This window comes from Pseudonocardia sp. (assembly GCF_050246655.1).
GTDB lineage: Bacteria > Actinomycetota > Actinomycetes > Mycobacteriales > Pseudonocardiaceae > Pseudonocardia.
In genome coordinates, this window is record NZ_JBFWVQ010000040.1 from 1 (window position 1) to 20,269 (window position 20,269).

Below are 20,269 nucleotides of genomic sequence, written 5' to 3' on the forward strand. Positions count from 1 at the left end.
GGTCCAGGGTGGTGACGGCGCGGCGCAGCGGGATGCCGAGCACCTCGGCGTTCGCGAGGCCGCTGCCGGGCACGGCCGCGACGACCCGCCGCGCGAACCGGGCGCCCACCTTGTTCGCCAGGCCCGCCCGCGCGTTCGCCTCGTGCACGACGATCGGGACGCGCCCCCGGGCGCCGAGGTAGGCGGGCAGCGCGACGTACCCCCCGAACCCGACGACGACGTCCGCACCCACGTCGTCGAGCACCCGCCGGACCCGGCCGACCGCGGCCCGCACCTTCCCGGGCAGGCGCAGCAGATCGACCGAGGGCTTGCGCGGCAGCGGGACGGGCGGGATGAGCTCCAGCGGGTAGCCGCGGGCCGGGACGAGCGTGGTGTCGAGCCCGCGTTCGGTTCCGAGCGCGGTGACGCGGGCGTCCGGGACCAGGCGGCGGACGGCGTCGGCGAGGGCGAGGGCCGGTTCGATGTGCCCGGCGCTGCCCCCGCCCGCCACGACGACCGAGAGCGTCACCGGCGCACCCCCCTGCCCTTCGACGGCACGCGGTACGGCCGGGGCGGGCGGATGCCGAGACGGCGCCAGACGCGCTGCTCGCCGGCCTTGTCGGCGCGGCGCAGCACCGCGACGGCCTCGGGCTCGTGGCGCGCGGCGTTGGCGAGCAATCCGAACACGAACATGGTGACCACCAGCGAGGTGCCTCCGGAGGAGATCAGCGGCAGCTGCAGGCCGGTGACCGGCAGCAGCCCCACGACGTACCCGATGTTGATCCCCGCCTGGACGACCAGCCACGTGGTGGACGTCGCGACGACGATCTTGAGCCAGGGATCGGTCGAGCGGGCGGCGATCCGGTAGCCCGTGTAGGCCAGCGTGGCGAACAGGCCGAGGACGGCCAGCGCGCCGACGAAACCCAGCTCCTCTCCGATGATGGCGAAGATGAAGTCGTTGTGCGCGTTGGGCAGGTAGCTCCACTTCGCGCGGCCCTGGCCGAGGCCGACGCCGAACAGGCCCCCGTCGGCGAGCGAGTAGAGGGCCTGGCGGGCCTGGAAGCCCGCGGCGAGCGGGTCCGCGGAGTCCGGGTCGAGGAACGCGGCGATGCGGCTGGCCCGGTAGCCGGCCGTGAGACCGAGCACGACGGCGCCGGCCATGCCGCCGACCGTGATCGCGGCGATGAGCCGCATCGGGGCGCCGCCGAAGTACAGCAGCGCGACGAGCACGATGCCCACGGAGACCGTCATGCCGAGGTCGGGCTGCAGGACGAGCAGCGTGAAGATCAGGACCGTGACCGGGACGACCGGGCTGAGCGCGTACCGCCAGTTGTGGATCACCGCCTGGCGGGACGCCAGGATGTGTGCCCCCCACAGGGTGAGCGCCACCTTCACCGCCTCGGACGGCTGCACCGAGAACGCGCCGAGCGCGAACCACGCCTTGGAGCCGTTGCGCTCGACCCCGACGACGAGCACCGCGACCAGCGCGACGATGCCGACGACCATCAGTGCCGGCGCCGCCTTCCGCAGCGCCTTGGGGCTGATCCGCAGGCCCAGCCAGAACATCGCGAGCCCGGGCACGCAGAACATCAGCTGGCGCGCGAACACCGAGTACGACGAGCCGTCCGCGGTGTAGGAGGTGACCGACGACGCGGACAGCACCATGACCAGGCCGAAGAGCGTGAGGAGCCCGAACACCCCGAACACGAGGTGCAGCGACGTGAGCGGGCGGCGCAGGTACTGCTGCAGGCCCACGACGGCGCGGCCGACGGCCATGCGCAGCCCGCCGGGCGGCGGCGGCTTCACGGACCTCACCACCCGGCCTCCTGCGCCGACCCGGGAAGCCGCCCGACCGCGGCGGCGAACGCGCGGCCGCGCTCCCCGTAGTCGGTGAACTGGTCCATGGACGCGGCCGCGGGAGCGAGGAGCACGACGTCGCCGGGGCGCGCGAGCGCCGCCGCTCGGCGCACCGCCTGCTCCATCACGCCCACCCCGGGTCCGTCCACCGTGCCCTCCACACCGGCATCCTCGCCCGCGACGACCTCCGCCACGGGGACGTCGGGCGCGTGTCGCGCGAGTGCGGCGACGATCTCCCGGCGCTCGGTGCCGATCACCACGGCGGCCCGCAGGCGTCCCGCGTGGCGGGCGACGAGGCCGTCCACGTCAGCGCCCTTCAGCAGCCCTCCCGCGATCCACACGATCCGCCCCGGGGGTTGGGCGGCCAGGGACGCGTCCGCGGCGTGCGGGTTCGTGGCCTTCGAGTCGTCGACGTAGCGGACGCCCGCGACGGTGCCCGCGTCCGCGCAGCGGTGTGCGCCCGGCCGGAAGCCCCCGAGTCCTGCCGCGACCGCCCCGGGCGCCACCCCGTACGCGCGGGCGAGGGCAGCGGCCGCGAGCGCGTCGGTGAGCCCGGGCGGGCCCGCGGGGTGGACGTCCTCGACCGGGCAGAGATCGACCCCGTGCCCGGTGGGATCGAAGGCCCGGTCGACGAGCACGCCGTCGGCGATCCCGAGCCGGCCCGGCAGGGGCGGGGCGAGCGTGATCCCGACCTTGCGCGGCGCCGGTGCCGCCTCCAGCAGCGCGGCCGCGGCGGGATCGTCGATCCCGGCGACGGCGACGGGCGCGTCCAGCACGCGGGCCTTCGCGGCGGCGTAGGCGGCCATCGAGCCGTGCCAGTCCAGGTGGTCCTCGGCGACGTTGAGCACGCAGCCCGCGGCCGGGCGCAGCGACGGCGACCAGTGCAGCTGGAAGCTCGACAGCTCCACCGCCAGCACACCGTGCCCTGCCCGCACGGCGTCCACCAGCGGGTAGCCGATGTTCCCGCAGGCCAAGGCGTCGTGGCCGGCGGCGCGCAGGATCGTGGCGAGCATCCCGACGGTGGTGGTCTTGCCGTTGGTGCCCGTGACGGCGAGCCAGACGGGCGGCACCGGCCGGGCGGCACCGATCCACCACGCGAGCTCCGGCTCACCGACCATGGCGACGCCCGCGGCGGCCGCCGCGGCGACGAGCGGGTGATCCGGGCGGCGACCGGGGCCCGTGACGACGAGGGTCGTGCCGGCGGGGATCTCGCCGTCGCGACCCTCCTCGACGCCCGGCGGCAGGTCCGCGAGCCGCTCCGGGACGGCATCGGACAGGGTGACCCGCGCCCCCAGCTCGACGAGCGCGGCCGCCGCGGCGAGCCCGGACACCCCGGCGCCCGCGACGAGCACCCGCCGCCCCCGCAGGACGTCGAGGTCCAGGGCGGGCAGCGTCCCTTCCGGGGCGTTCGGGATCGGGTTCGCGTGCATCGCCGAAATCCTCCCAGCGCGCGCACCGGAACGGCCGTGCGGCTCCGGCGTACGGGTGATGATCCGCGCCGGGCCGTCAGAACCCGGCCGGGGCGTTCAGCCACTCGCTGTAGAACAGTCCCAGCCCGAGCGCGGCACACATGGCCGCGAGCAGCCAGAACCGGATGATCACCGTCGTCTCCGCCCATCCCGCGAGCTCGAAGTGGTGATGGAACGGGGCCATCCGGAACAGCCGCCTTCGCGTCGAGCGGAACACGGCGATCTGCAGCGCCACCGACAGCGCCTCCACCACGAACACCCCGCCGATGACGACGAGCAGCAGCTCCGTGTGCGTGACGATCGACAGCCCCGCGATCAACCCGCCGAGGGCGAGCGAGCCGGTGTCACCCATGAAGATCCGGGCGGGCGCGGCGTTCCACCACAGGAACCCGATGCAGCCGCCCATCGCCGCGGCGGCGACGAACGCCACGTCCAGCGGGTCCCGCACCTGGTAGCAGCCGGGCAGGTTCGCCAGGGCGCACGAGTTGCGGAACTGCCAGAACCCGATGATCACGTACGTGCCGAGCACCATCGCCGCCGTGCCCGCGGCGAGCCCGTCCAGCCCGTCGGTGAGGTTCACGGCGTTCGACCAGGCCGCGATGACGAGGTAGGCGAACAGGATGAACCCCAGGGCACCGAAGGAGAGCACCGCGATGTCGCGGACGAACGACAGGTTGTCCGAGGCCGGGGAGAGCCCACGTGCGTTGACGAACCGCAGCGCGAGGATCCCGAAGATCACCGACGTGACGAACTGGCCGACCAGCTTCGAGGTCTTGTTCAGCCCGAGGTTGCGCCTGCGGCGCAGCTTGAGGAAGTCGTCGAGGAACCCGACGACGCCCAGCGCCGTGGTGAGGAACAGCACCAGCAGCGCCGATGCGGTGATGTCCTCCTCCGCGACGAGATGCGCGAGGAGGTAGCCCACCCAGATCGCGACGAGGATCGCGACGCCGCCCATCGTCGGGGTGCCCCGCTTGGACTGGTGGCTCTGCGGGCCCTCCGCCCGGATCTCCTGCCCGAAGCCCTGGCGGGCGAAGAACCGGATCAGGTAGGGCGTGAGCAGGATCGACACGGCCAGGGCGACGCCCGCGGCGACGAAGACGCCCCTCACCGGGTCGCTCCGCCGGCCAGCAGGGCCTCTGCGACCCGCTCCAGCCCGGCCGCGCGCGACGCCTTGACCAGCACGACGTCACCGGGCCGCAGCTCCGCCGCCAGCACCTCGGCGGCCGCGGCGGCGTCGGGCACCGTGCGGGCGCCGTACTCGGGCGCGCCGACCGCGAGCACGTGCGCGACCCGCAGCTCCCGCGCGGCGTCCGCGACGGCCGCGTGCGCGGCCGGGGCGAGCGCGCCCAGCTCCGCCATCCGTCCGAGGACGGCCCACGTCCGGCGCGGACCCGCGAGCCCGACCAGCGCTTCCAGCGCCGCGCGCATGGACTCGGGGTTCGCGTTGTAGGCGTCGTTCACGACCGTGACGCCGTCCGCGCGCTCCGCGACCTCCATCCGCCACCGCGACACCGGCGACGCCGCCGACAGCGACCCGGCCACGCCCTCGGGCGTGGCACCGAGCTCCAGCGCGACCGCCGCGACCGCCAGCGCGTTGCCCACGTGGTGCGGGCCGACGAGCTGCAGCGCCACGTCGGCCTCCCCCGCCGGTGCGACGAGCCGGAACCGCGCCCGCCCCCGCTCCAGCCGGACGTCGCTCGCGCGGACGTCGGCCGCGGCGACGCGGCCCACCGTGACGACGCGGGCGGCGGTCCTCGACGCCATCGCGGCGACGAGCGGGTCGTCGGCGTTGAGGACGGCGACCCCGCCCTGGTCAGCGTCGGGCAGCGCCTCGACCAGCTCGCCCTTGGCCGCCGCGATCGCCTCGCGGGACCCGAACTCGCCCACGTGCGCGGAGCCCACGTTGAGCACCACCCCGATCCGCGGCGGCGCCACCGCGCACAGCGCCGCGATGTGGCCCGGGCCGCGCGAGGACATCTCCAGCACCAGGTGGCGGGTGCCCGCGTCCACCCGCAGGGCCGTCATCGGCAGCCCCAGCTCGTTGTTGAACGACCCGGCGGGGGCGACCGTCGGACCCAGCGGCGCGAGCACGGCCGCGAGCAGGTCCTTCGTCGACGTCTTCCCCGAGCTGCCGGTGATCCCGACGACGGCGAGGCCCGCGACGCGCTCGACCGTGGCGCGGGCGAGCGCCGCCAGCGCCGCGAGCACCGCCGCACCCGAGCCGTCCCGGTCGCTCGCGGCGAGGTAGCTGCCGGCGGCCAGCGACCCGGGTGGGGCGGGCGGCACCACGACCGCGGGGGCGTCCACGTCCCGGCCAGCGAGCACCACCGCGCCCTGTGCTGCGGCGGCCGCGGCGAAGTCGTGGCCGTCGACCCGCTCACCGGGAAGCGCCGCGAACAGCCCGCCCGGCCCGACGGCGCGCGAGTCGAACGCGACGGCGGCGACCCGCTCGTCCCCGGTGGCCCGGTGCAGGCGGCCCCCGGTCACCGCGGCGACCTCGGCCAGCCGCATCTCGATCATGTCGTCCTCTCGGTGCTGATGGTCGATTCCGGACTCGCTCCGCTCCTCCCTCGCCAGAGCTCGGTCGATGCTCACTCGCCCTTCATCTCCGTGCTGATGGTCGATTCCGGACTCGCCGCCGTGATCGCCGCGGCGAGCTCGCGGGCGTCGTCGAACGGGTGGCGCACCCCGCCGACGTCCTGTCCGGTCTCGTGTCCCTTGCCCGCCACCACCACGGCGTCGCCCGGCTCGGCGCGGGCGACGGCCGCCATGATCGCCGACCGCCGGTCGCCGATCTCCAGCACCTCACCCACGGCCACCGGGCGGGCCCCGGCGAGCATCGCGGCCCGGATCGCGGCGGGCTCCTCGCTGCGGGGGTTGTCGTCGGTGACGACGAGCAGCTCGGCGCGGCTCGCCGCCGCCGCGCCCATCAGCGGGCGCTTGCCGGCGTCCCGGTCGCCACCGCAGCCCAGCACCACGAGCAGCCGCCCCGGCACCTGCGCGCGCAGCGCGTCCAGCAACGCGGCGACGGCCGCCGGCTTGTGGGCGTAGTCGACGACCGCGAGGTAGGCCTGCCCGGCGTCGATCCGCTGCATCCGGCCGGGGACCTCCGCCGTGGCGAACCCGGCGGCCGCCGCAGCGGGCGCGACCCCGACGAGATCCAGGCAGGCGAGCGCCACCAGCGCGTTCGTCACGTTGTAGGCGCCCGGCAGGCGCAGCCGCACCGGCACCGGGCCGTCCGGGCCCCGGGCGGTGAACGACTGGGCGCCGTCCGCCGCGGTGCGGACTCCGGCCGCGGACCAGACGCCCCCGTCACCGACGGTCACCGCGCCCGGGACCCGGGCCGCCAGCCGCCTGCCCCAGCCGTCCTCGGTGCAGATCACCGCGCGCTCCGCGATCCCGAACAGGCGGGCCTTCGTGGCGAAGTAGTCCTCCATGTCCGGGTGGAAGTCCAGGTGGTCCTGCGACAGGTTGGTGAAGGCGCCGACCGCGAAGCGCGTGCCGTCCACCCGGCCCATCGCCAGCGCGTGGCTCGACACCTCCATCGCCACGTGGGTGACCCCGGCCTCGCGCATCAGCGCGAACGCGGCCTGCAGGTCCGGCGCCTCCGGCGTGGTGAGGCCGCCCGGCAACGGCTCCCCGGCGATCCGGGTGCCGACCGTGCCGACCAGCCCCGGGACACGGCCCGCCGCGGCGAGCCCCGCCTCCACGAGGTGCGCGACCGTCGTCTTTCCGCTGGTCCCGGTGATCCCGACGACCGAAAGCGCTTGCGTCGGGTCCCCGTACACCCGCGCGCTGACCCGGCCGAGGACCTGCCGCGGCGCGGGATGCACGAGCGCCGGCACCCCGTCGTCCAGCCGGGCCGCCCCCGCGGGGTCGGTGAGGATCGCGACCGCCCCCGCCGCGAGGGCGTCGGCGGCGAAGTCCGCGCCGTGGTGGCGCGCACCGGGAAGGGCGGCGAACAGGTCGCCGGGACGGGCGTCGGCGGCGCGCAACGTGATCCCGGTCACCGGCGGCCCGGTGACGGGCGTGATCCCCGCGACGGCGGCCAGCGTGTCCAGGCCGACGGGCGCGACCCCGGCCGGCCGGGGCGTCCCGGACGGAGCCCCTGAGGGGCTGGACGCGGTGGAGCGGGCGGCCGGCACGGTGCGGGAGGTTACCGGCCCTCCCGACGCCCCCCGCGCGCGCCGCGGAGCACCGCGACTGCGGTCGCCGACCGGTCCGAACGGTCCGATCGACGGTCCACTGCGGCGACGGGAACCGCAGGTCAGTGCCTGCAGGGCCGGCCAGCCCCGCCCGGTGCCCCTGCCGCCGATCAGTGCGGCGGCAGCAGCAGGAGCGGCGGCGGCTGCTCGGTGCTCACCGGAAGCCGCTCGCGCTGCGCGAGATAGGCGGCGATGTCCTGGAACAGCGGACCCGCGTGCTCGGCCCCCGGCGGGGCGTCGTACATGACCACGACGACGTAGCGCGGGTGATCCGCGGGCAGGATGCCGCCGAACGTGATCCAGTAGCGGCCCCGGACGTAGCAGCCGCAGCCCGGGTCGACCTGCTGTGCCGTACCCGTCTTGCCGGCCACCTGGTAGCCCGGCACCGCCGCCTCGGGCGCGGTGCCGGTCTGCCCCGGCGCATCCTGGGTGACGCCCGTCATCATCGTCCGCAGCTCGGTGGCCGCCTGCGCCGATACCACCCGCACCGGTGCGGGCGGCGGCGTCTCCGAGCGCACCCCACCTGGCGCGATCGTCGCGGCCACGATCCGCGGCGGAACCCGCACCCCGTCGTTCGCGATCGTCTGGAACATCCCCGCCACCTGCAGCGGCGTCATCGACAGGCCCTGGCCGATCGGCAGGTTGCCGAACGTCGAGCCCGACCACGAGTCGCGCGGCGGCACGCGGCCCGCGCTCTCGCCGGGCAGGCCCACGCCGGTGCGGCTGCCGAGCCCGAACCGCGTGACGATGTCGGACCACCGGTCCTCGCCCAGCCGCTGCGCCAGCATGATCGTGCCCACGTTCGACGACTTCGAGAGGATGCCCGTCACCGTGAACGGCTGGGTGCCGTGGTCCCACGCGTCGTTGATCGTGCGGTCAGCGACCCTGATGTTGCCCGGGACCTCGAGGATCTCGTCCGGGCGCGCCAGGCCGTACTCCAGCACGCCGGCCATCGTCATGACCTTCGCGACGGAGCCCGGCTCGTACGGCGTCGTCACCGCCTCGTTGCCGAGCTGGTCGCCGCTGATGGACGCGGGATCGCGCGGATCGAACGCGTGCTTGTTCGCCATCGCGAGGACCTCGCCCGACCGTGCGTCCAGCACGACGACCGAGGCGCCCTTCGGGTTGATCCGCGCGACCTCCTGGGACAGCAGCCGCTGCACCGTGTACTGCAGGTCGGCGTCCAGGGTGAGCTGGATGTCCGAGCCGGGCACCGCCGGGCGCTCGAAGCGGGTGCTGCCGGGAATGACCGTCGTGCCGTCCTCTGCGGTGTCGACCACCTGCACGCCGTCCGCACCCGCCAGGAGCTTGTCCTGCGCGCTCTCCAGGCCGACGAGCCCCGAGAGCTGGTGGGCGTCGGCGTTCCACGAGGCCATCCCCACGACGCTCGACGCGAGCGTGCCGCCGGGGTACTGCCGCGACTCGCGCTGCTCGATCGCGATCTCCGGGAAGCGCTCGCGCAGCGCGCGCGCCACGTCCGGGTCGACGAGCTTCGCGAGCACCACGTAGCCGCGGTCCGAGGTGAGCTGGGCCAGCAGGTCCGCCTGGTTCTGGCCCGTGGCCAGCGCGATCGCCGCCGCCATCTCCGCCGCGTAGGCCGCCGCGTCCGGGCCCCTGTTCCGCGCGATCATCCGCGGGTTGGCCACGAGGGCCCGCGCCTCGACGCTGAAGGCCAGCGGCGCTCCGGTGCGATCCAGGATCGCGCCCCGTTCCGCCGGGATGCTGATCTCCGTGGTGCGCTGGCGGGCGGAGTCCGCGCGCAGCTCGCCCGACTCCAGCGCCTGCACCACGACGAGCTTGAGCCCCGCCACGGCCAGCATCGCCGCCACCAGTAGGTGCGCGAGGCGCAGCCGCAGCGTCGGCCCGTCGGGGCGTCGCGCCGTACGACCTGCCCGCGCCGCCGGGGCGGCGGGTCCGCGGGTGCCGGACGGCCGCGGGCGGGGTGGGGCGGACGGCATCAGCCGTCACCCGGGGCGGGGGCGCCCGCCCCGGCCCCGGCGGGCCCGGGGGTGTTCGGGGTGCCCGAGCCGGCACCGGACGGGGCGGACCCGGTCGCGCCCGCCGTGGACGTGGCCGTGGTCGATGTCGCCGTGGTCGCCGTGGTCGCCGTGGTCGCCGTGGTCGCGGTGGTCGCAGTGGGCCCGTCCGCGGTGCTGGTGGCGCCGCCCGGCGAGCGGGGCCCGGCGAACGGCACGGCGCCCGGCGTGATCAGCGTGTCCGCATTCTCGCCTGTCGCGCCGGTCGCGCCGGTCGCGCCGGTCGCGCCGTTCTCACTGTTCTCGCCGGTCTCGCCGGTGCCGTCCGCCGTGCCCTCCGCGGTGCCTTCGCCTGCCTGCCCCCCGGCCTCGCAGGTGGACGCGGTGTTGCCCTCGTCCGCCGGTGCCGGGCAGGTGCCGGGATCCGCCGGGACGGGACGGGCGGGCGCCGACCCGGCGGGCGGCGCGACCGGAGCGGGCACGGTGGCGGCCGTGGGCTCGCCGACCACCTCGACCTCACCGCTCGGCTCGACGACGAGCCTCGCGGAATCCTGCACCGCGACCATGCCCAGCTGCCCGGCCCGCTCGGCCAGCGATGTCGGCGAGGCGAGGGAGGCGACCTCGCGGTGCAGCCGCTCGGACTGCTCGGCCATCTCGCGGGCCTTGGTGCGGGCCTCGTCGAGACGGTAGGAGTCCGCCGCGGCCGCCGTGGACAGCCACAGGGTGGCCACCAGGCCCGTGCCGAGCAGCACCATCATGACGAGCACGTAGCGGGACCGGCCCGCCGCGGCCGCCCGCTCGGCGCGGGCGGCGCTGCCCCGGGCGGCGGCCCGGCGCGGCGTGGCGCGCGGGGTGCTCCCGCCCGCCCGTCGCTGCGGGGTGGACGACGGGGCGAGCCCGGTCGACGCGCGCTGCGCCGGAACCGTGGCGGTGCGGGTCGCGCGCGCACGGTCCGCGACGAGGTCGGAGACCCGCTGCTGCCGCCCCGAGCCCGCGGACCCGCGGGTGGAGGTGCGCGTGCCGCCCGTCCGCCCACGCCGTGCCGTCCGGGTGCGCTCGGTCGCCCGCTCGCTCAGCACCGCGCCCATGTGTCCTCCTCGCCGCCGCCCGCCGGGCGGATCTGCCACCGGCCGCGCGGCGTGGCCGCACGTCCGGGATGACTGCCGAGGGCCGCAGGGCCCACGTCCTGGCCGTGGGTCACGCCGCGTCCCCGATCCGCTCCGCGGCCCGCAGCCGCACGGAGGCCGCGCGCGGGTTGTCCGCGATCTCCTCGGGCGTGGCCGGCTCGCCGCCACGGGTGAGCAGCCGCAGCGCCGCGCCGTGCCCCGGCAGCTCCACCGGCAGGTCCACCGGGGTGCGCGACCGGGCGCGCTCGGCCAGCTCGCGCTTGACGATGCGGTCCTCGAGCGAGTGGTAGGACAGGACGACGATCCGCCCACCCGCGCCCAGCGCGTCGAGCGCGGCGGGCAGGGCGGTGCGCAACGCCTCCAGCTCGCCGTTGACCTCGATGCGCAGCGCCTGGAAGGTGCGCTTGGCCGGGTGGCCGCCGGTGCGCCGGGAGGCCGCGGGCACCACCGCGTAGAGCAGGTCGACGAGCTCCCCGCTGCGCGCCCAGGGCGCCGACGCCCGCCTGCGGACGACGGCGGCGGCGATCCGGCCCGCGAACCGCTCCTCGCCGTACTCGCGCAGGATGCGGGCGAGGTCGGCCACCGGGTAGGTGTTGAGCACGTCGGCCGCGGTCGGACCGGTGGTCGGGTCCATCCGCATGTCGAGCTCGGCGTCGCGGGAGTAGGCGAAGCCGCGCTCGTCCGCGTCGAGCTGCAGTGAGGAGACGCCGAGGTCGAACAGCACACCGTCCACCCGGACGATGTCCAGGTCCGCGAGGACGTCCGCGATCCGGTCGTACACCGCGTGGACCAGGTGCGTGCGGTCGGCGAACGCGACGAGCCTGCGTCCGGCGACGGCCAGTGCCTGCTGGTCGCGGTCGAGCCCGACGAGCGTGAGCTGCGGGTGCTCGGCCAGCAGGGCCGCCGCGTGTCCGCCCAGCCCCAGCGTGGCGTCCACGAGCACGGCGGGCCTGCCGGCCAGCGCCGGAGCGAGCAGCTCCGCGACCCGGGGAAGGAGGACCGGGACGTGCCTGGCCCCAGCCGGCGCGCCCTGCACCCCGTCCACCGGGTGCTGAGGGTGTTGCCCCATTCCTCACCTCCGACCCCGCGTCCCCCGAACCGGTCCGCGCTCCCCAGCCGGACCGCCCGTACCCCGTCGATGACCCCTTCGATGACACCGCCCGGCGAACCTGACACCGGGGAAGTGCGCCAGGGTCGCCGGGCGGTGGCACCGGCGGCGAATCGGTTGTTGCTCGGCCCGGCTAGAGCAGCCCGGGCAGTACCTCCTCCTGCGCCTTCGCGTAGGTCTCCTCGTGCTCGTCCTGATAGCGCTGCCAGGCCTGCGCGTCCCAGATCTCGGCCCGGGTGAAGGCGCCGATCACCACGCAGTCCTTGGACAGCCCCGCATACCGGCGCAGCTCAGGGGTGATGGCGATCCGCCCCTGGGCGTCCGGGTGCTGCTCGTCCGTGCCCGAGAAGAGATTGCGCTGGAAGACGCGGGCGGACTCGCTGGTCAGCGGTGCGGAGGCGACCTTCTGGGCCATCTCCGTGAAGGCTTCCCTGGTGAAGACGTAGAGGCAGTGGTCCTGCCCCTTCGTGATCATCAGGCCACCTCGCAGCTCGTCGCGGAACTTCGCCGGCAGCGTGAGCCGCCCTTTGTCGTCCAGCTTGGGGGTGTAGGTGCCGAGGAACATGCCCTCACCTCCACCCGGCCGGGGCCCAACGTCCGCCGCTGCGCCCCAGTGGTCACCACATTACCCCACTTCCACCCACCGTCAACCGGAACGGCGGCGTGATTTCCGCCTGCGAATGTGCATCCGGCCAGGTCAGGGCCGGTGGGGCCGAGTGGGGGGCGGATGGCCTCCACTCCCCCGGGGTACGTCACATCCCGCTTCGACGGCGACGGTTCACCCGTCCGGCCGTCGATATCCGCACGACGGGCGGTGGTTTCGGCACGCCGGACGGCCGGCTGCGGCCCCGGTGGGGCGGTGTGGGGACAGCGGTGGAGCGGTGTGGGGAGGGCGGTGGGGCGGTGTGGGGGCACCGGTGGGGCGACCGAGCGCAGGCACTGTACGTACCGTTTGACAGACTGGCGGCCATGACGACGACGAGCGGGCCCGCGGGCGCGCGCAGCCTGGACGGCGGCCCCGCCGGGCTCGCCGACGTGGCCGACTTCTCCCACCGCGTCGCCGCGAACGTGCAGCGCGTGCTCGTCGGCAAGCCGGAGGTCGTGCGCATCGCGCTGGTGACGCTGCTCTCCGAGGGCCACCTGCTCGTCGAGGACGTCCCCGGTGTCGGCAAGACGTCGCTGGCCAAGGCCCTGGCCCGGTCCATCGACTGTTCGGTGAGCCGCATCCAGTTCACGCCGGACCTGCTGCCGGGAGACGTCACCGGCGTCTCGATCTACAACCGGCAGTCGATGCAGTTCGAGTTCCGGCCCGGCCCGGTGTTCGCGAACGTCATCGTCGCCGACGAGATCAACCGGGCGTCGCCGAAGACGCAGTCCGCGCTCCTGGAGTGCATGGCCGAGCACCAGGTCACGGTGGACGGCGTGACGTACGCGCTGGCCGAGCCGTTCATGGTGGTCGCCACGCAGAACCCGATCGAGATGGACGGCACCTACCCGCTGCCCGAGGCGCAGCGCGACCGGTTCACCGCCCGGGTCAGCGTCGGCTACCCGGACGCGGTGGCCGAGCTGGCCATCGTGGACGAGCACTCGGCCGCGGACCCGCTCGCCACCCTGCGCTCCGTCGTCGACGTGCAGCGGGTGCGGCTGGCCATCGAGGCGGTGCGCCACGTGCACGTGGGCCAGGAGGTGCGCCAGTACTGCGTGGACCTCGTGGCCTCCACCCGCAGGCTCGCCGAGCTGCGGCTCGGGGCGTCACCGCGCGCCACCCTGCACCTCGTCCGGGCGGCGCGGGCCCAGGCGGCGCTCTCCGGGCGGGGGTTCGTCGTGCCCGACGACGTCCACGCGATCGCGGTCCCGGTGCTCGCCCACCGCCTGCTGCTCACCTCGGACGCCCAGGCCGCCCGCCGCTCCGCGGCCGACCTCGTGCGTGCCCTGCTCGCCCGGCTGCCGGCGCCCACCGCGCCGGGCGGCGGGGCCTGACGGGCGTGCAGCAGGGCGCGCCCGGACTGTTCTCCGGCATCACGGGGCGCGGGCGCTGCCTGCTGGCCGGCGGGATCGCGACGATCGGCTGCGCGGTCGTGCTGAACGAGCGCGACCTGGTCCGGGTCGGGGTGTTCGTCGCGGCGCTACCGCTGCTCGCGCTCGCGCTCACCGCATGGACGCGGCGCGCGATCGAGGTGCAGCGGCAGGTCACGCCCGAACGGCTGCCCGTGGGTACGGACTCCGGCGTCGCGCTGCGGTTGTCCGGTGGCCCGCTCATCGGCTCGATGCAGCTGATCGACACCGTCCCGGACTCCGCGGGGCCCCAGGCCGACGCCCCACCCCGGTTCACCGTCCACCGCCTGTCCCCGCGCACGGGCGTCGAGCTGCGCTATCCGCTGCGGCCGGTGCGCCGTGGCGTGCACCGGGTCGGACCGCTCACCACACGCGTCACGGACCCCCTGGGGCTCACCGAGCTCGAACGCGAGGTCCGCGGCACCCGGGGGCTGCTCGTGCTGCCGCGGGTGACACCGCTGCAGGGCACTCCCCCGGCGCTCGGCGCCGGCGAGGGCACGCCAGGGGCGTCGCTGTCGCACCAGGGCATGGGCCAGTCGGACGTCCTCGTGCGTGAGTACCGGCTCGGCGACGAGCTGCGTCGCGTGCACTGGCGCAGCACCGCCCGCCACGACGAGCTCATGGTGCGCCTCGAGGAGCGGCCGTGGCGCGGCGCGATCACCGTGCTGCTGGACCGGCGCGACATCGCGCACCGCGGGCGCGGCACGGGGTCCAGCCTGGAGTTCGCCGTCGAGCTGACCGCGAGCATCTGCGTGCATCTCATCCGCCGCGGCGAGCCCGTCACGCTCGTCTTCGAGGACGGCAGCTTCCCCACGGGCACCGAGCCGTCCTCCGGCGCGGCCGCCGCGGACGCGATCCTGGACGTGCTCGCCGCCCTGCGGCCGTCGGCCCGAAGCGAGCTCGGCGGCCCCGCGCTCGCGCACGGCGACGTCCTCGCCGTCCTCGGCGCGGCCGAGCCTGCTCAGCTGGACGCCCTGGTCGCGTCCTGCCCCGGCGCCGGGCACGCGGTGCTCCTCGACGTCGCCACCTGGGATCCGGCCACCACGACGGCGGCGCCGCCGGTCGACCCGGCCGCGTCGGCGCTGCGGCGCGCGGACTGGCACGTCACCGTGGCCGGTGCGGACAGCACGCCGGGCCGGGCGTGGGAGGACCTGCTGCACACCGCCGTCCGCGCGGGGGGCTGACGATGGCCCTCTCCGCTCCCGCCCGTCCCCGCAGGGCCCCGGCCCCGGAGTCCGTGCGGCCCGAGCTGCCGTGGCTGCCGTCGCTCGCGGTGGCACTCGCCGTGCTGCTCGCGTCCTCCCCGATCGCGGCCGTCGTCCAGGGCGTCGGCTGGATCGGCTACGCCGCCGCCGCAGTGCTCCTGGTGGCCGCGATCGGCACGGTCGTCGCGGGGCTGGGCGCCCCCGTCGTCGTGATCGGGCAGGTGGCGGGCCTTCTGCTGCTGGTCACGGGCCTGTTCTGCGACGAGGCCGTGCTCGGGGTCCTCCCCGGCCCCGAGGCGTTCGGGGAGATGGCCGCGCTCGCGGGCGGGGCGGTCGCGCAGATCCAGACCGCACCGTCACCGGTCCCGCTCACGCCCGAGATCGCCTTCCTCGTCACGCTCGCGGTCGGGCTGATCGCGGTGGCGGCACACCTCGCGGCGGTCGTGGCGGGCGCGCCCGCGACCGCCGGAGTGGCCCTGCTCGTCGCCTTCGCCGTGCCCACCGCCCTGGCCGACGACCTCCTGCCCTGGTGGACGTTCGCCGCCGGTGCCGCCGCGTTCGGGCTCCTGCTCGTCGTCGGTGCGAACAGCCGCCGCCTGCCGGGCGCCGTCGCCGTCACCGCGGCGGGTGTGGGGATCGCGCTGCTCGCCGGGGTCGTCGCGAGCCCGGTCGGGACGGACGGCCGCTTCGCCGAGGGCCCCCGCGCGGGCGCCGACATCGGCCTGGACCCGTTCACCGCCCTGCGCGGGCAGCTCACCCGCGCCCAACCCGAGGATCTCCTGTCGGTCAGCGGCCTGCCACGACCCACCTACCTGCGGGCGCTGACGCTGCGCGACTACGTCCCGGACACCGGCTGGCAGGCGGGCCGACCGGACCGCGGCGTCAACCTCACGGGGCCGCTGCCGGTGCCCGCGGGGCCGGGTGAGAAGGCCGTCGTCGAGGTGGAGAACATCGCCTACCGGGACTACTGGCTGCCCCTCTACGGGGATCCGCTGCTGGTCACGGGGGTGGACGACGAGGCGTGGGCCTACGACCCCGAGAGCGGCATCGCCTACACGTCCCTGCCCCGCGAGGAGGGCGGCTGGGAGCAGGAGGCGTCGTTGCCCTCGCCCACGGCGGCCGAGCTGCGCGCCGCGGGCCGGGGCGGGGTGGACGGGGACAACCTCGTCACCAGCGGCGTCGATCCCCGCGTGCGCGACCTCGCCGAGCAGGTCGCCGCGGGCGCCACGACGGACTTCGACCGCGCGATGGCCGTCCTGGACTGGTTCACCGCACCCGGCTCGCCGTTCCGCTACAGCCTGCAGACCGCGCCCGGCAACGGCGACGACGCCCTCGTCGAGTTCCTCACGGTCGGGCGGATCGGCTACTGCGAGCAGTACGCCTCCGCCATGGCGATCATGCTCCGCACCCTGGGCGTGCCCGCGCGCGTCGCGATCGGGTTCACCGGCGGCAGCCCCGGCGCGGACGACCCGGACGCCCGCACGATCCGCACCTCGGACGCCCACGCCTGGGTCGAGGTGTGGTTCGAGGGTCAGGGCTGGCAGATGTTCGACCCCACGCCGCTCTCGGACGGCCGCACCATCGAGCCGCCGTACGTCCAGGAGGCCCGCGCGGAGAGCGGCTCCGGCGACGCCGGGGAACAGCAGGAGCCCGAGCAGCCGCAGCCCGACGGCGCGGCCTCCCCGCCGCAGCAGCCCGAGCCACCAGAGCCGGCGCCCGGCGAGGCATCGGCCCCGGAGGAGACCGGTCTCGACATCCCGGTGTGGCCGTTCGTGCTGGTCGCCGTCCTGGGCGTGCTCGTCGCCGCGCCCGCCGGCTGGCGAGCCCTGCAGCGTAGGCGCCGCCTCTCCACCGTCGCGACCGGCGGAGCTGCCGCGGCGACGGCGGCCTGGGAGGAGCTGCTCGCCGAGTCCGCCGATCGCGGCGTGCAGGGGCATCGCAGCGACACCGTCCGCTCCGCCGCCCGCCGGATCGTGCGCGAGCACCGCCTCGACGACGCCGCGCAGGCGTCGATCCGCCAGCTCGTCGGCGCCGTGGAGGCGAGCTGGTACGGCCTCGCGCACCCCGCACCGCACCAGCTGGACGCCGCGATGCAGGGGTTGCGCACCGGGATCGAGGCCAGGGACCCGCTGGGCTGGAAGCGCATGCTGCTGCCACGGTCGGTGTTCAACGGGATGCGTGCCGCGCGGGGTGCGTCCCGGCGCACTCCGAGCATGATCGCCAAGAGTGGGACATGACGCTCACCTATGAGCCCGTCGCCACAGTTTTGGTGATCATGGCCGCGTAACGACCGGGCCGGGGCCGAGACGGGCCTGACTTGGGCCTGGGTCGGGGCCGGCCCGGGGCCTGCCTGGGGCGTGGCTGGATCGGCGTGCGGGGAGCCGCGGCGCCTGGCATCGGGGCCCGCGCGAACGGCACGTACGGGAAATAGGTCTTCCCGTACGTGCCGTTCGCGCGCACGGGGGCGGGAGTCAGCGGCCGGCGGGGCGACGTGCCCGACCGGCCCCGGACGCGACGGCCCCTGCGCCGGCTCCCCGCGCGGACGACCGCCCGCGCGCCGACCCGCACCGCCGACCCCACGCTACGGCCCCGGACGCGACGGAGCCCCACCGGAGCATGGGTGCTGCGGTGGGGCTCCGTCGTCGAGCCGTTCGGCGCGGTCAGCCCGTCTGACCTGCGCGGAATGTGGCGACGGCCTGGCTCACTCCTGCTCGAAGCGGCGCCGGAAGCGCTCCTCCATGCGGCCGGTGAAGCGGTTCTTGTCCGGTTCGGCCGACTTGGCGGGACCGGCACCCTTCGAGCCGGCACCGACGGAGGTGATGGCCAGTACGGCGCCGCCCAGCATCACCAGGAAGCCGATCACGCTGAGTACGGGAAAACTACCCAGCCACAGCATCGGCAACGCGACGCCCAGCACGAGCATCACGAGGCCGACGGCGAACAGGGCGAAGCCCTGCACGCGGCGCCGCTTCGTCGGGGGGCGCATCCGGCCGCCGCGCACGGTGGACGCGAACTTGGGGTCCTCGGCGTAGAGAGCACGCTCGATCTGGTCGAGCAGTCGCTGCTCGTGCTCGGAGAGGGGCATCGGCTTCCTCCGGCACTCAGTCATTTCCTGTCGGGTCATCTTCCATAGTGCCGGAACGACACGACGAGCGCCCGGGGTGGGCGTCTGCCGGCAAGGATACGAGTCTCGGGCCGAGTCGACTAGCCGGACCTGAAGACTGGCCGTTCCGATCTTCATCCCCGGGCCAAGTAGCCCCGATCGGAGTACTCCCGGATCCGGGGTGTGACCGCTTGGCGCACGGCTCGACCGGTCGCCCGGCCGGCGAGCGGTCGCACCACCCGGTCGATCGGCGTTTCGCCCGGATCCGGGGATCCGGGCGGGATGCGGCGCGGTACGTTGCCCTTGTGCTGGTCGTCGCGGTTGTGAGCCTCAAGGGCGGTGTGGGCAAGACCACGGTAGCGCTCGGGCTCGCGGGAGCCGCTGAGCAGCGCGGTCTGCGCACGCTCGTCGTCGATCTCGACCCGCAGGCGAACTCCACCGTGGCACTCGATCCTGGGCCGACGAGCGCCACGGTCGCGGACGTCCTGGAGGAGCCACGCCGCTCGGTCCTGATGCGGGCGATCTCGACGAGCAGCTGGGGCGAGAGCCTGGACGTGGTCGTCGGTTCCGAGGAGACCGAACGGCACAACCGTCCGGACCCGGAGGGCAAGCAGCTCGCGGCGCTCGCGCGGGCCCTCGAACGGTTGAAGGCCCGCAGCGGCGGATCGGGCCGGGGCAGGGACCCGGGGCACGAGACAGCCGGTTCCGGCGACGGACGGGCGGTGTCCGCGAGCTCGGCCGGGGACCTGCACGACGACCCGCTCCTCGCCGATCCCGACGGGACGCCCTACCGGCTCGTGATCGTGGACTGCCCGCCGTCACTCGGCCAGCTCACGCGCAGCGCACTCACCGCGGCACAGCGCGCCATCCTCGTGACCGACCCGACGATGTTCGCCGTCGCCGGCGTGCAGCGGGCATTCGACGCCGTGCAGTCCGAGCGCCAGCGTGCCAATCCGGACCTCCAGCCGCTCGGGGTTCTGATCAACCGCGTGCGCCCGCGCAACGCTGAGCACCAGTTCCGCATCAACGAGCTCCGGGAGCTGTTCGGCCCGCTGGTCTTCAGCTCGACCGTCCCGGACCGCTCGGCGATCCAGCAGGCACAGGGCGCCTGCCTGCCCATCCAGCAGTGGGACACCCCGGGCGCGAGAGAGGTGTCCGCGCTGTTCGCGTCCCTCCTCGGCCGCGTCCTGCGCAGCGAGCGGTCGGGCCTGGCCCGGCGGCTGCTCGCCCGCACCGGCGCCTGACACCGGGCGCGGAACGTCGCGTCAGCGGACCGGCACGACGGTCCGCACGATCCCGACGAACTGCTCGGCCTGCCGCAGCAGGTCGTCCGCCTCCCGCTGCCCGACCAGGCGTGCGATGCCGGCCTCGGCCGCCGCTCGGGTGGCCGAGCACGAGGCGAAGAACGCCGCCCACTCCCCCAGCTCCGGCGCGACCTCGGCCAGCAGGTGCCAGGCGTTGCGGTCCGCCCGCCTGCGCCGCCCGGCCGACTGCGGGCGTGCCCGCACCGCGAGCACGGCGGCCGCCGCACGCAGCGCCGCGAGGTAGGCGGCCGGATACCGACGCAGTGGGTCCGCCTCCCGATGCGCCTCGGCCAGAGCCCCGTTCGCCTGCCTCAGCAGGCCTACCGCGGCCCGCGCCACCGGCGGGCCCTCCACCACGACCGTCATCCCCACTCCCCGCTGGTCCCGGATCCGATCCCCGATGCCGCCCGCGCGAGCGGCCCCGTCGCGCCCTCACTCGGCGACGCGCACGAGGTCCCACACCCCCGGCCCGGCACGCATCCGCAGGACGAACTCGCGCTCGGGGCCGTCCAGGTCCTCCGCCGACCGGGCGGTGACCCGCCAGCAGCGCAACCGGTCGCCCCCGACCGGCATCGGCGACGGGAACGGCCACGCGGACTCCTCGATCCACCGCTCGCGCACGTCGATCACCAGGAAGCGCGTGCCCCGCCGGGCCGGGCGGCGTTCGAACTCGACCGGCTCGCCGTCCTGGTAGCGGACCTTGATCGGCGTGGGCTGGCGCGAACCGAAGACCCGGCTGAAGGTGCCCACCCGCGTACGCTCCTCGACGTCGGCGCCGGCCCGGGCGGCGGCGGACGCTTCCCCGCCCGCCACCGCCGTGGGATCGAACAAGTGTTCGATCCCCACCAGTAGAACGTGCCACCCGGCGCCGAGTCAAGTCG

Annotated in this window: 17 protein-coding genes; 4 read left to right on the forward strand and 13 right to left on the reverse strand. The window is 75.5% G+C overall.

All coding sequences use genetic code 11. The features are described from left to right. From AB7J25_RS14880 to mraZ, 10 genes are all read right to left on the reverse strand, one after another. A partial coding sequence (locus tag AB7J25_RS14880) for a glycosyltransferase (RefSeq protein WP_428509386.1) occupies nt 1–577 on the reverse strand: 577 nt, incomplete at its 3' end. Then, the gene (ftsW, locus tag AB7J25_RS14885; RefSeq protein WP_428509296.1) at nt 505–1,797 is read right to left on the reverse strand and encodes a putative lipid II flippase FtsW; all 1,293 of its coding nucleotides are present in this window, start codon (nt 1,795–1,797) and stop codon (nt 505–507) included. The genes ftsW and AB7J25_RS14880, both read right to left, overlap by 73 nt. Next, on the reverse strand, nt 1,791–3,266 hold the full coding sequence (gene murD, locus AB7J25_RS14890; protein ID WP_428509298.1) for a UDP-N-acetylmuramoyl-L-alanine--D-glutamate ligase: 1,476 nt from the start codon (nt 3,264–3,266) through the stop codon (nt 1,791–1,793). The genes ftsW and murD overlap by 7 nt, the downstream gene beginning before the upstream one ends. 76 nt (nt 3,267–3,342) lie before the next feature. Further along, on the reverse strand, nt 3,343–4,413 hold the full coding sequence (mraY, locus tag AB7J25_RS14895; RefSeq protein ID WP_428509300.1) for a phospho-N-acetylmuramoyl-pentapeptide-transferase: 1,071 nt from the start codon (nt 4,411–4,413) through the stop codon (nt 3,343–3,345). After that, nucleotides 4,410–5,825: a UDP-N-acetylmuramoyl-tripeptide--D-alanyl-D-alanine ligase gene (locus tag AB7J25_RS14900; protein WP_428509302.1), complete on the reverse strand. Its 1,416-nt coding sequence runs from the start codon at nt 5,823–5,825 to the stop codon at nt 4,410–4,412. Before AB7J25_RS14900 ends, mraY begins: the two co-directional genes overlap by 4 nt. A gap of 71 nt (nt 5,826–5,896) precedes the next feature. Beyond that, the gene (locus tag AB7J25_RS14905; protein WP_428509304.1) at nt 5,897–7,450 is read right to left on the reverse strand and encodes a UDP-N-acetylmuramoyl-L-alanyl-D-glutamate--2,6-diaminopimelate ligase; all 1,554 of its coding nucleotides are present in this window, start codon (nt 7,448–7,450) and stop codon (nt 5,897–5,899) included. Between the two features lie 170 nt (nt 7,451–7,620). Next, a complete protein-coding gene (locus AB7J25_RS14910; protein ID WP_428509306.1) occupies nt 7,621–9,468 on the reverse strand; it encodes a peptidoglycan D,D-transpeptidase FtsI family protein in 1,848 nt (615 codons plus the stop codon). Then, the gene (locus tag AB7J25_RS14915; protein WP_428509308.1) at nt 9,468–10,574 is read right to left on the reverse strand and encodes a hypothetical protein; all 1,107 of its coding nucleotides are present in this window, start codon (nt 10,572–10,574) and stop codon (nt 9,468–9,470) included. The genes AB7J25_RS14910 and AB7J25_RS14915 overlap by 1 nt, the downstream gene beginning before the upstream one ends. A gap of 109 nt (nt 10,575–10,683) precedes the next feature. Continuing rightward, entirely contained in the window at nt 10,684–11,682 is a 999-nt protein-coding gene (gene rsmH / locus AB7J25_RS14920; protein ID WP_428509310.1) for a 16S rRNA (cytosine(1402)-N(4))-methyltransferase RsmH, read from the reverse strand. A gap of 172 nt (nt 11,683–11,854) precedes the next feature. Further along, nucleotides 11,855–12,286 carry a division/cell wall cluster transcriptional repressor MraZ gene (mraZ, locus tag AB7J25_RS14925; RefSeq protein WP_428509312.1) on the reverse strand — a complete coding sequence of 144 codons (432 nt, stop codon included), beginning with the start codon at nt 12,284–12,286 and terminating at the stop codon, nt 11,855–11,857. 404 nt (nt 12,287–12,690) lie between these two features. Between mraZ and AB7J25_RS14930 the strand changes: the two genes are divergently transcribed. From AB7J25_RS14930 to AB7J25_RS14940, 3 genes are read left to right on the forward strand one after another with little or no spacing between them, the layout of a single operon-like run. Then, a complete protein-coding gene (locus AB7J25_RS14930) occupies nt 12,691–13,701 on the forward strand; it encodes an AAA family ATPase (RefSeq protein WP_428509314.1) in 1,011 nt (336 codons plus the stop codon). A gap of 5 nt (nt 13,702–13,706) precedes the next feature. Further along, the gene (locus tag AB7J25_RS14935; RefSeq protein ID WP_428509316.1) at nt 13,707–14,960 is read left to right on the forward strand and encodes a DUF58 domain-containing protein; all 1,254 of its coding nucleotides are present in this window, start codon (nt 13,707–13,709) and stop codon (nt 14,958–14,960) included. Between the two features lie 2 nt (nt 14,961–14,962). Then, entirely contained in the window at nt 14,963–17,218 is a 2,256-nt protein-coding gene (locus AB7J25_RS14940; protein WP_428509318.1) for a transglutaminase TgpA family protein, read from the forward strand. A gap of 464 nt (nt 17,219–17,682) precedes the next feature. Here the strand turns inward: AB7J25_RS14940 and AB7J25_RS14945 are convergent, their stop codons facing one another. Beyond that, a complete protein-coding gene (locus AB7J25_RS14945; protein ID WP_428509320.1) occupies nt 17,683–18,066 on the reverse strand; it encodes a DUF3040 domain-containing protein in 384 nt (127 codons plus the stop codon). Nucleotides 18,067–18,389: 323 nt separating this feature from the next. On the opposite strand from AB7J25_RS14945, the gene AB7J25_RS14950 reads away from it, so the two are divergent. Then, nucleotides 18,390–19,328 (forward strand): ParA family protein, encoded by a 939-nt coding sequence (locus AB7J25_RS14950; RefSeq protein ID WP_428509322.1) that lies wholly within the window; start codon nt 18,390–18,392, stop codon nt 19,326–19,328. Nucleotides 19,329–19,349: 21 nt separating this feature from the next. Here AB7J25_RS14950 and AB7J25_RS14955 read toward each other — a convergent pair whose 3' ends face one another. Next, complete coding sequence (locus AB7J25_RS14955; RefSeq protein WP_428509324.1) at nt 19,350–19,754, reverse strand: SAV_6107 family HEPN domain-containing protein; 405 nt, start codon at nt 19,752–19,754, stop codon at nt 19,350–19,352. Nucleotides 19,755–19,820: 66 nt separating this feature from the next. Next, nucleotides 19,821–20,234 carry a hypothetical protein gene (locus tag AB7J25_RS14960; protein WP_428509326.1) on the reverse strand — a complete coding sequence of 138 codons (414 nt, stop codon included), beginning with the start codon at nt 20,232–20,234 and terminating at the stop codon, nt 19,821–19,823. Between the last annotated feature and the right edge of the window lie 35 nt (nt 20,235–20,269).